The sequence below is a fragment of the Mycoplasmopsis alligatoris A21JP2 genome, assembly GCF_000178375.1.
Classification (GTDB): Bacteria; Bacillota_I; Bacilli_A; order Mycoplasmatales; family Metamycoplasmataceae; genus Mycoplasmopsis; species Mycoplasmopsis alligatoris.
In genome coordinates, this window is the sequence record NZ_ADNC01000002.1 from 37203 (window position 1) to 50101 (window position 12899).

Annotated in this window: 6 protein-coding genes; 3 read left to right on the forward strand and 3 right to left on the reverse strand. The window is 25.3% G+C overall.

Features of this window, described 5'->3' with window-relative positions:
• The first annotated feature begins 3 nt into the window (after positions 1–3).
• The 3 genes from MALL_RS00170 to MALL_RS00180 all read left to right on the forward strand — a co-directional run bounded on the left by MALL_RS00170 (position 4) and on the right by MALL_RS00180 (position 6240).
• A complete protein-coding gene (locus MALL_RS00170) occupies positions 4–759 on the forward strand; it encodes a hypothetical protein (RefSeq protein ID WP_005683102.1) in 756 nt (251 codons plus the stop codon).
• Complete coding sequence (locus tag MALL_RS00175) at positions 744–2996, forward strand: synaptonemal complex protein 1 (RefSeq protein WP_005683115.1); 2253 nt, start codon at positions 744–746, stop codon at positions 2994–2996. The genes MALL_RS00170 and MALL_RS00175 overlap by 16 nt, the downstream gene beginning before the upstream one ends.
• A gap of 253 nt (positions 2997–3249) precedes the next feature.
• The gene (locus tag MALL_RS00180) at positions 3250–6240 is read left to right on the forward strand and encodes a rhoptry family protein (protein ID WP_005683084.1); all 2991 of its coding nucleotides are present in this window, start codon (positions 3250–3252) and stop codon (positions 6238–6240) included.
• A gap of 109 nt (positions 6241–6349) precedes the next feature.
• Here MALL_RS00180 and MALL_RS00185 read toward each other — a convergent pair whose 3' ends face one another.
• The 3 genes from MALL_RS00185 to MALL_RS00195 all read right to left on the reverse strand — a co-directional run bounded on the left by MALL_RS00185 (position 6350) and on the right by MALL_RS00195 (position 12895).
• Complete coding sequence (locus MALL_RS00185; RefSeq protein ID WP_005683108.1) at positions 6350–8836, reverse strand: hypothetical protein; 2487 nt, start codon at positions 8834–8836, stop codon at positions 6350–6352.
• A gap of 20 nt (positions 8837–8856) precedes the next feature.
• Positions 8857–9507: a hypothetical protein gene (locus tag MALL_RS00190; protein WP_005683105.1), complete on the reverse strand. Its 651-nt coding sequence runs from the start codon at positions 9505–9507 to the stop codon at positions 8857–8859.
• A 223-nt stretch (positions 9508–9730) separates the two neighbouring features.
• The gene (locus tag MALL_RS00195; RefSeq protein ID WP_005683159.1) at positions 9731–12895 is read right to left on the reverse strand and encodes a lipoprotein 17-related variable surface protein; all 3165 of its coding nucleotides are present in this window, start codon (positions 12893–12895) and stop codon (positions 9731–9733) included.
• Positions 12896–12899: the final 4 nt, after the last annotated feature.

The window sequence follows — 12899 nt, forward strand, 5'->3', positions numbered from 1 at the left end:
ATTATGAAAAAAAATACAAAAAAAGTGATTTTAGCTAGCTCAATAGCTATACTGGGAGCAAGTGCAATAATAAGTGCAATTTCAGCTACATATAAAAAAGAAGAAAATGGCAAAATTACATACTTAAATCGATTAAGTATGGATAAAGATTTAAGTGTAGTAACAAATGGATTTGAATTAATTCCTTCATTAGGACCTAGCCGAGCTGATAAAGACCCAAAATTAGCTCTTGATGGTAAGGATGAAACATCTTGAGGTTCAGGAAGTGGAATTTATCCAGAAGTAATTGATAGAAATAGAAAATCTTTTGAAATAAGTTTTAACCAAAATGACGTTTCAGGTCGTTTAATGCAAATTATATTTAAAGATAAAAATGTTACTCAAATTAGTTTAGATGTTTTAGGAGAAGCAGATAAAGTTTTACTTAAAAAAGAAAGAATTAATGTTACTTCAAAAAATAAAGATTTAGAAAACTATTTTGTTATTAATTTTGATGGCAAATTAGACAAAATTAAAAAATTAAAAATTCATTTTGATATTTGATCAGTACCAAATAATTTATTTATAAGCGGTGGACGTGAATCATCATTTTCAATTAAAGAAATTAAAATGTTTGAAGGATCAATTAACTTAGATTATTATGACAAGGCAAAAAGTAACCTTGCTAGTCTTTCATCTAATGCTGAATTTCAAAGATATTCTCTAGCAAGTATAAAAAATATTGAAAACTTTATACTGAAGAAATGACTAGAGCATTAAATGATTTTAATAATGAAGTTTCATTTAGTCCAAATAGCTTAAAAGTTGAAGAAACAAAAACTACTTATGATTCAAGAATACAAGAAATAGAAAGTAAAAAAACAACTCTAGTTTCAAATAAAGATGATATTAATAATTTAATTTTTTATCGCATTAAAGAATTTAAAGATTCTAACGCTTCTGATGCTGCCAAAGTTGAATATGAAAAGCTTCTGCAAGCAATAAATGCCAAGGCAACTACATCAACAACTAGAGATGAAGCTGAAAAACTTAAAGAAGAAGTTAAAAAAGTTGATCAACAAATGTTATCCCCAAAAACAAACACAATTATTACGCTTGAAGGATATAAAACAATTTTATTAGAAACAGCTGAAGAAAATTCAGCAAAAACTTCAATAGCTGAAATTAATAAGTTAATCGAAGCAGCACGTGCTGAATCAGATTCAAGCTTTAATGAAACTAGAAAAACATTTTATTTAGAAACTGAATTAAATAAAATTAAAGCCAAAACAATCTTGTATAAAGATAAATTAGTAAGTGAATTACAAAAAGAACATGACTTAACAAGAGAAGGTTTTAGCACTGATTCGATTAATAAATTTAAAGCAGAAATTAATTCTTTACTTGCTCAAATAAAAGCTTTAGCAAGTGCAAATAAAACAATTTATTTTGAAACTATTGAAAAAGTTAACAAACTTAAAGAATCTACTTTAAGTACTCGTAAACAAGATTTATTAAATAAACTTAATTTAGCTAAATCATTAATAATGTCTACACATTCAAAGGATAGTATTACCCTATACAGAAGCCGAATAGATGAATTATTACAAGAAGTAAACGATATAGTAGGTGAGGTTACCGAAATTAAAAGTAATGATATTTTAAAAAGACTTCAAGAAGCTAAAAAAATATTGATTACATATAAAGAGCAAATCATTAGAGATTTAGAAAAAAATAAAACACTTGAATTAGTAGGTGCTGAAGAAAACGTAAAAAATACTTTTAAAACAACATTAGAAAACTTATTAAAACAAGCAAATGAATATCAAATAATTACTGAAGCATCATTTAACAATTTTAATTCGCAATTAAATGAGGCTAAAAAACTTGTTTTACTTAATAAAGAAGTAATTACAAATCTTTTTAAAACTACATTAGATAATAGAAATAGGTATACAAGTGAAAGTCTAACAACATTCGATAAAAAAGTTGAAGAACTCAAAAAAGCAATTGGAACAAGTGAAAAAATTTCTCTAGACAAATACGATGAATTACAAACAAATTATCAAAACCTTAAAAAAGACTTAATTACCTATAGAGAACACTTAAAAGGTCTTTTAAGAAAAAAAGCTGTTTCAGATTTTCAATATTTAACAGTTGATTCAAAAAATAAATTTGTAAGAGAATTTACTGGTATTAATAATGATTTAAATAATTTAGATAAAGTATATGATGAATCAAACTTTGTTGTTGAAAAAGAAAGAATTAATTCATTACCAAGACTACAAACAAATGCTGAAAAATTTAAAGAAGTGATAGCTGAATATCAGAAAAAATTTATTGAAGAATCAAAATTCTATGTTCCTAAATACTTAGATGCCTTTAAAATTGCACTAAAAGATAAATCATCTAGTCTAGATAAAGCCCAATTAACAGTTGAAGAATTCGATCAAAGCGAAAGAGCTTTAAAAGTCGAAAGTGAAAAAGTTTGAACATATAACGATTTATTTAAAGATGAACTAACAAGAGTTAAAGGATTAAACTCAACAACTTACTACACCCCTGAATCATTTGATTTATTTGTAGATGGACTAAATCGTCTTGAACAAAACATCCAATCAGAACAATTAACTGTTCAAACATACTTAGTTTATGTAGAAAATATTAGCGAATTAGCTAATGAAAGACTATACACTCATGCTGAGGCATTACACAAACAATTAGAAGAAATTAAGAAAAGACATGATCCGTCATTCTATTCTAAGTCATCTTATGATGAATATAAAAATGAAATAGATACCTTTGAAAACACCAATTTCCCTACAGATAAGGATAAAACGGAATTTACTTTAAGCCAATATCGTGCTAAAAAGGCTGAATTAGAGGCTATTGATATCAATTTATTAGATAAACAAACCCCTTGAAAGCCATGAGTGCTAATTGGAGCAGCTGTTTTAGACTCAATTGCTATATTAGTTGTATTAGGCTTATTAATAGCAAAAATTGCTAAAAAGTAGAACTTAATTTTTTAAAAAATGAAGACCCAATTTAAAATTGAGTCTTTTTTTTGCAAACTAAATTAATACAAAAATGCCGAATTTATGGATAAATAAGGCAATTTAGCAAACAAATGCCTTCATTGCTAATAATATTTTTTTTCTAACATTTATTGAAAATATAATATTTACATTTATTTAATTTATCTATAATTTATTATGGATTGAATAAGAGAGCGATTGATTTATTCAATTTAAGTAAAATAGGAGAAAAATGAATAAAAAAACAAAAAGAATTATAGTGGCTTCAACAGCACTACCAATAATTACTGCTGCTACAGCATTGTTAACAGGTTATTCAGCTACTTATGTTGAAAACGACTCTAATAAAATTAAATATTTGAATAGACTTCAACATGGTGCCGGAGTAAGTATTAACATTGAAGGTTTTAATACACTTAATGCACAAACAGATGCAATAGATGGAAACCTAAGTACTGCATGAGTTACTGGTCCTAATAACTATCCAGGAAACGATACATCATTGGCAGGTAAAAGATACGTAGATATTTCATTTCAAGAACAACCGGCAGTTGGTAGATTTTTCCAAATAATGTTTAAAGATAGAAACGTTACACAACTTTCTCTTGAAGTTTTAGGAAATAATGACCAAAAATTATTTACAAAATATCATTTCGGACCTACTGCAAATGTTGAAAGTCAAAAAAATAAATTTATAATTGACTTTAAAAATAAAATAACTGGTATTAAAAAAATTAGAATATTAATAGAAGTATGAGATACAAAAAATTATATTTGAGATAGTACAAGTGTAAATACATCAATTGGTATAAATGAAATAATGATGTTCGAAGGATCTATTGATTTAGATTATGTTGACAAGGCAGAAAGCAAAATAAAAGATTTAAAAAACTTAAAAAATCAAGAATTTTATACTTCTGATTCTGTAGCGAGTGTATCAGGTAATCTTAATTGATTAAGATCTAAACACCAATCTGCATTCAATAATGAAGTTTCTAATCCGACTAATTTTATTAAAGTAGAAGAAAAAAAACCTAATTATCAAGGTGTTCTTAAATCTATAGATGATTCAATCAATCTTTTAAAAACCAATAAAGAGGCTTTAGATGAATTAATTGACGAAAGAAAAAAAGATTATGCCGCTACTGCTGGTGCTAATAATAAATTAGCAATAGATATTTTCAATAAAGCATTAGATGCTATTCATGCTAAATATGTAGATAAAGAAAAACTAACTAGAAATGAAGCTGAACCATTTTTCAGTGAAATTAAGAAATTAACAGCTGACAAACAAACACCAAAATTCTTTGTATTAAGTGCTTTAAGAGAATATAAAAAACAATTAGATGATACTGTTGAGGAAAAATCAAGACAAGATATTATGAAATGAGTCGATACTGAAATTAATTCAGTAACAAATGAAAAAAATGAAGGTTTTGATGAGAAAAAGAAAAAAACTTACATGGATCGTTTAGGTTTAATAGACAAAAGTAAAGTTACATACAAATCACATTTAGAAAAGGAATTAGAAACAATTCAAAACGAAAATAGAGACTTATACACAATTGAAGCAGAAAAACAATTTTTAGATGCATTTACAAAAATAAGAGAAAGAGTAAGTAAATTAACTTCTCTAAATAAAAATGATTATGAAAAAATTAAAAATGAATTAAATGAACTTAAAAAGAATACATTAGTAACAAAATCGCAAGACTTGTTAAATAAACTAAATCTTGCTAAATCTAAGGTTTCAATAACAGACTCAAAAGAAAGTGTTTTAATATACAGAAAAAATATTGATAAATTAATTGAAGAAGTAAACAACTACGGTGGTTCAATTGATAACAATAGACATGGTGAAATTTTAACAAGATTAGGTAAATTAAAAGAACATTTAATATCATATAAAGACCAACTAAAAAAAGCTCTTGATGAAGCTGAAAAAATAAGTTTAGAAGGAGTTGAAGGAACGTCTACAACAACTTTTAAAGAAGAATTAAAAGACTTAAAAAAACAACTAGAAACTTACACTGTTATCGATGAAAAAACATACAATGCATTTAACAAAACTCTAACTAACGCAAAAGGTAATGTTGTATTTAATAAAGACATTATTTTAAAACACTTAGATTTAAAAATTAATGAAGAATTATATACAAAGTCAAGTGTTGATATATTTAAAAATAAAGCAACTGCTTTAAAAGATGAAGTAAACAAAAAAACAACTTTAAATTTAAATGAATATGACTTGTATAAAGTTAAATATGAAAATATTAAAGAAGAAAATTTAGTAACATATAGAAAATATTTACAAGATTTAATAAAAACAAAAGCTCCAGCATCATTTGAATATTTAACAGCTGAGTCAAAAACTCAATTTGTAAGCAAATTTACTGAAATAGTTGCTGCAATTAACAAACCAGAAACTATATTTACTGCATCAAATTATAAAGCTGAAGAAGCAAAAATCAATAATCTTCCAAAACTACAATCAAATGCAGAAAAGTTAAAAGAAGTTATTGCTAACTACAAATCTAAATTCACTGGTAAATCATCTATTTATGTAGGTAAATCAATTGAAGATTTCAACAGAGTTCTTGATCAACAAAATAAAGCTTTAGACAAAGCTCAATTAACAATAGAAAAATATGATGAAGCAGAAAGATTATTAAAAGAACAAAGCGAAAAACTTCAAACTTATAATGCATTATTTAAAGATGAAGTTTCAAGACTAAGAACTTTAAATAAATCAACATACTATACATCAGATTCATTTGATTTATTTGTCGAAGGTGTAAATAGATTAAATGATAGAATTGCAAACGATCAATTAACAAATGAAACATATGTAAGAAATACAGACAAAATTAATGATTTAGCATTAAATACACTTGTTACACATGACGAAGTATTAAGAAGCTTATATAATGAAATTAATGATAGACATGCACCAACATTCTATTCAAAATCAACATATGATACATTTAAACAAGAAATGGAACAATTTAGAGAAGAAAACTTCCCCGAAGGCGAAGAAAATAAAAACTTTACAAGTTCACAATTTAGAGCTAAAAAAGCCCAACTAGAAGCATTTGATATTAATTTATTAGATTCTAGATTACCATGAAAACCATGAGTATTAATTGGAGCAGCAATTGCTGATTCAATCGCTATTTTAGTAATAGTAGCATTATTGATTGTTAAATTTCTTAAAAAATCATAATTAAATTTATTACTTCATTCAAAAACACAATCTATTAGGTTGTGTTTTTTTCACTATGCTTAAGCTGAATAAGGAAAAATAAAAATACAATCACGTATTTGATTGTATTTTATAAACCATTTCTTTTGTTAACAGCTATTATATAATTAACTAGTCCATAACCAGGAAAGTCCATTGCAACTACTCCAAGTTTTTTATAATTAATATTTTCCATTAAATGTCTAAATGTAAATTCATTAATCTCTTTAGAATAGTGTCAGATTGCTCTAAAGAATGAAGCAGCAACATTTAAATAATTGACATATGTTTTTTGACCATGATTGTTAAATTGTTCGCTTGCTCTTTTAAAATGGTCAACAATATAATTCTTTTTATCTACAACACTAGCCTCATAATAATCTTGTAGTGTGTCAGGGTAAGTATAATCTCCTTTTCAATTTATTCCATAAGGTAAACGTCCTACTATTCTATGATGCATATGATTTAAAATTACTATTTTACCGCGTACATCGCCAACATTAATATCTCTTGAATCTTTATGATTAACATATAAGTATTTACGATATTTATCTTTGTTTAAAACGTCTAATAAATCTCTTCTTCATTGTCCTTCATCATCACCTATGCTTTCATTTTCATCTTTAATCTTCATTAAAATAAATTCAGTTGGATTTTTTTCTAGGAATTTAATATATTCATTTAATGAATCTTCAAGAGATGTATTTGATCTAACAATTCCATGATAAATTCAATTTTGACGGTTTAATCTAACATCAAACCATCTTATACCAAGTTTTAATTGTTGATCTCAATTCATTGATTGAGTTTTAGAATAAGCACTTAAGGCTACATTCCCATACATTCCAGCATCATGAGTTCCTGGAATACTTAAATCATGAATTGAGCTACTATTTTTTAATGAAGCCATTCAATTTGAATTATCAACTTCTGTATATTCTCTATCTCATCAGGCTGGTGCAATATTATTGTTAATTTCATTATTTAAACCAGAACCACGTTTAATTGCTTGAACAAACTTTTGTATATTTAAATCACTTTTAAAGTTATCTAAAGAATCTCGCCCTTGATTTAATATTTCTAGATATCTAATAATTCCACCAGCTTTAGATATTTCTAAAATTTTTACTTTAAATAAAAGTGAATCATAGATAGGGTCATATATTTTTTTCAATTTATCATAAATTGTATCTATAAAACGTCTTTCTAATTCGTTTGCTAACTTAAAGTTATTTAAAAGAGTTTCTACATTATTTTGATTAGTATTTTTTAAGGTGTTTATATTAGAACTTAAATCCTTTAAAGTATCTTTTAGTTTATATTCATCATTTCTTAATTCAGATAAATTTTTATTCAATTCTTCAAGTTTTTTAAGAGCTTGATTAATTCTTTCCCTCAATCTATCTTCTAACATTTTTACTTTTAAGCTTACAGAACTTGTTTTAACACTATTTTCAGCTTTTAAAATATGATCTCATATTCCTTTTGTTAAGGAGTTTCTTAGTCATCTAGCTTCTGATTCAAAACTATTTATTTTAGAATATCAATCATTATTATTTCGATCCTTAAATTTATTGTAAAGATTCATTAATTCACTTGCTCTATTATTGATTGTTTGACTTTTTTCATTTCATAATGCAACATTTTCTTTAGCTATTTTAATATCTTCTAATACTAATTTTCACTGCTCTTGAGCAATTTTTTCATTAATATCTCTTAAAAAATCATCGTCATCTAGTCGATCAAAGTTTGCAAAACGATTTTTATCATACTCTTTATAAATGTTTAGTCTTGCATAATCATCTTTTAAAAGTTGAACTTGATTTCTATATGAATTTATATTTTCAAAAATTCAATCTTTTACTCTTTCTTTTTCATTTGATAAATACTCTTTTGAAAGCTCTGCAGCTTTTTTAATTGTATCTTGGTTATATTCGTTAATTTTATTTTCAAGATTTACTAACGAGTCTAAATCATTATATAAATCTGGATTTATTTTATCTATTTGGGCTTTAAATTCTTTTAAGCCTTGCTCATAGTTGTTTTTGATATCTTTTAATTCTTTATTTATTAACAATTTAACATAATCACTTGCACTTTTATAAGCACTTAAGAGTGATTGATATTGATTTTTAATTTTTTCTCTAAATTCCTTAAGTAATTCGTCATATTTTTCAATAGTTTTTTTAGCTTCTTCAGCAGCTTTTGCTACATTAATTTGGTCATCGTTAATTAATTCTTTTTTAGAAATATTTACGAAACTATCAATATTGCTTTCATGTTTTGCAAGTTCTTTTACATTTTTAAATTTTTCTGCATATTCTGTTAATAGATCTAATTTATCTAAGTATTTAGAAACATCTTCAGACTTTTCAGAATTTTTTAAGTTTAACAACTTTTCAGTTTCAAAGTACTTGTTAAATAACGCATCTTTTGCTTTTTGAATATCTTCAATTTCTAAAGCAAACGAATTAACTGAAGTGTTAATTTTCTCTTCTAATTCTTCTTTAATTTTTTCATATTTAGAATCAGTTATTGAAAGAGCTAGTTCTCTTGCCTTATCAACTAAATTATACAAATCAAGAGTTAATGAACTTTTTAAAACATCACGATATTTATACGAGATTCTTTAAGAGTTTTATCGACTTCAATAGTTCCTTTTTTATACGCTTCAAATAAAAGTGATGGATCAGTCTGATTTTTAAGTGCTTCAATTTTTTTATTATTTTCACGAATATTGTCAATAATATTATTTTTAATTAAATTATATGAAACATCAGCATTTAATGTGTTTTCAATAAACTCATTAGCTGCTATAACGCTTGAATTATAATCAAGTCTAACATTAGAAACTGCTTCTTCAATTCTTTTTGTGTCAACAACTTCTCTTCTGAATCCGCTTAAAACTTTTGCATCTTTTTTCTCTAGAGAATTATGAACAACTTTAAAATAAACTTCTACTTCTCCTAATTCATCATTAGGAATGATTGATAAAGTTTCAACATAGTAGCCTCTTTGTATGTTTTCATACTCTATTTCATCTTCTTTAACTTCTGATGCTAAAACACGATTAGCATCATTAACTGAATTAAAAAAAGGATTTATCCCATAAAAAGTTCTAACAAAATTTAATTCTTCAGTTTGAGCTCCATATTCAGTGCGGTATGAAGCACAAGAAGTAGAAAAAAATGCACTTGTTCCTAATACTAATGATGTTGTTAATAAAATTTTAATTTTCTTTTTTGCCATTTATATATTCCTTAAATTAATTTTCTTTATTATAAATTTTCAAATAGAAATTTTTATAATTTCTCAAAAAATGTAAAAATTTCCATATTGCATGTAAAAACGAATATATTTTCTTATAATTTTATAAAAATATTTTCAAGATTAATGAAAAAACATTAAAAACCATTAAATTCAAAAGATAAAAAATAAATTCTAATTGTTCATAATTAGAATTTATTAATGTTTATTTAAAGTTTCCTGCTCGTTTATTTATTTCAATAGCCATATTAGCTAAACCAAAACCAGGAAAGTCCATTACTATTACACCAATTTTACGATAATCAGAGTAAGTTAATAAGTGTTTAAATATTTCTTGGTTTATTTCTCTAGCATAATTATGAAGAGCTTTTCCAAATGGAGGAGTACTTGCTACATTAAAGTAGTTAACAAAGCTTTTTTCGTTTTTATTATATAAATTTGAATTAGCTTTATCAAGCATCTTTTTAATTTGTCTTATCTTATCTCTTACAGAAGCTTGATAATCATCTTGAATGTTATCATGGAATTTATACTCAGAGTGTCAGTTTAATCCATAACCTAAATGATTTATTATTTTATGATGCATGTGGTTTAAAATAACAATTTTTCCACGCACATCACCTACATTTATATCGTTACTATTTTTGTTATTAACATATAAATATTTTTGGTACTGAGGACGTTTTAAAATTTCTAAAATATCTCTTCCTCAAGCAGATTCATTATCTCCAATTCTTTCATTTTCATCTTTTATCTTCATAAAAATAAATTCACTTGGGTTAGATTCTAAAAATTTTATATATCTATTTATTGAGTCCTCTAGAGATGTATTTGACGCTATTATTCCATGATAAATTCAATTTTTTCTATTAATACGAACATCAAATCATCTAATTCCCATTTTAAGTTGGTTTTCTCAGTTGTGTGCTTGAGTACGTCCTCATGAAGAACCAACAAAATCATCATACATCCCTGAATCATGAGTTCCTGGTAAACTTAAATCATGAATAGAAACAGAATCTTTTAAACGAGACATTCATTTAGAATTATTAATTCCTACACTATTTCCATAATTATATGCTGGTGAAATATTTCTATTAACTTCACTATTTAATGATCTTACTTCATTTATAACTTTAACAGCAGCACTAATATCTAACGAATTTCTAAAGTTATTCATTGTATTATCAACACTTCGTATAATGTTTTGGTATCTATCTGTCCCACCTGCTTGAGAGTTAACTAAAACAGTTACTTTAAATTTTGTTTCTTCTGCAATTCCATTGTATGCATTAGTTATAGCATCAGAAATTTGTTTTGTAAATTTGTCATAATCGCCTTGTAAATAGTTGATTGATTGCAATGATTCTTGTACATTATTTCTGTTTTGACCATTATGTCAACTGATTGCTTTTCTAATTTCATTTGAAATATTTGGTAATCTAAACATTTCTTCACTTTGAGAATCAAGTCTGTTTTTTAAATCAGAAAGTTTGTTGATATACTCTCTAACTTTAACGTTTAGAGTATCACGCATTGAATTTTCTTTCTTTTCAATATTATTACGCTTTACAAAGTCAAAATTTCTTAATATTTCATTATAATCAGCACCAGAAGCTTTACTTCTTATTAATTTTGCTTCACGTGTTAAATCATTGAATTTATTTAAGTTATTATTTGGATCAGTAGACATTAACTTTTTATTTAGTTCCTCGAGTTTATCAGCGTAAGAATTCAATAAATCAATTTTTTCTTTTCAATTTGTAATATTTGTTTTTGCTGTTTTAATATCTTCTAAAACTTTATTTCAATAATTTTGTGCATCTTGTGAAGTCATTTTGTCAAATTCAACTTTGTTTGCGAGTAATTCGTAATTTTCAAAACGATTTGTATCATATGAATTAATGATTTTTAAAGTGATGTATTCTGATTTTAAGTTTGTAACTAAATCTTTATTATCTTTAACGTTTTGAGCAACTCATTCTTTTAATTTTTCATCAGCTATTGCTTTGTTTGCTGCACTTATTTCTGCAACTTTTTCGCTAGCTAATTTATAATCAGTTTCCATTGCTGTTATTGTTTGATTAATTTCTGACAAAACATGAAGATTATTTGGATCGATGGATTTAATTTTTTCATTTATTTTTAACATTTTAGAAAGTAATAGCGATTTAGTTCCATTATAAAGTGAATCATCTAAAGCATTAGCATATGAAGTAACTTGTTTATATTTTTCCAACATAGCTAAATGTTGATTTGCTATATTTTGTTTGTGATTTTTTAATTTTAAGCTTATTTCATCATTTTTAGATTTAATATTTGCGTATAAAATTTCTAGAGCATCATTGCTCTCATCAAAGAGATTCTTTTTGTATTTATTAGCAGCTATTTTTAAATTTTCAGCATCAGCATTTAATTCTTTTATGTCTTTAATAAAATTAATGTTTTCTTCTAATTTATTAATTTCACTAAGTATTTTTTTAATATTGATAGTGTTTTTATCATCAATATTTTTTATTTTTTTGATTGTGTCAAAGTACTTTTCAAATAATTCTTGTTTTGCTATTACTATTTTTTCATAAGGTTGATTATAAGCTGCTGAAGCTTTATCAATAGCATTATTTAATTCTTTTTTAGCATCAATATATTTAGCTTCTGTTATGCTTGTTGCTAATTCATTCGATTTTTCAACAAAGAAAAATAAGTCTAAAGTTGTATTATCTTTTATGATTTTTTCATATTCTTTTTTAGCACTTTCATAGTATTCAATTAATAATTTCTTTTTATCTTCATACTCTTTAGCTAAATTTATAGGATCATTTAAAATTTTGGCATTCTCGATATTTTTTTGTTGAGCCTCAATTTTTTTAATCATTTCATTTTTTAAATTAATAAATGAATAATCTTCACTTAATCTGGTATTGATAAATTCATTTAAGGTATTTAGTGCGGTTTCATAATCGTTAGCTTCAAACTTATTTGCTACTTCAAAATTATTATTATTGTTAATTGCTTTTTTAAATCCTACAAGAGTAACAGTATCACTTTTTGATAGGTTTTTTCAAGAAACTGAATAAGTTACATTAATACTTCCTTCTGAATTATTTGCTTTTATATTGTCAATTGAGGGTTTGTAATCACCATTAATGTTTACTAATTCTAAATCAATATCAGTAACCTCTGAGGCATTGTGCTCTTTTTTGTCAAAATCACTTCTTAAAACAACATTTATTTTGTAAAAATTTGCATAAAAATTTGCCTCTTCAGAACGAGTTGCTACATCATTTTTAAGATAAGAACATGAAGAAAATAGCAATGGAGTAGCCACTAATGATAAAGTTGAAAACGTTAAAATAATTTTCTTTTTCATTTTT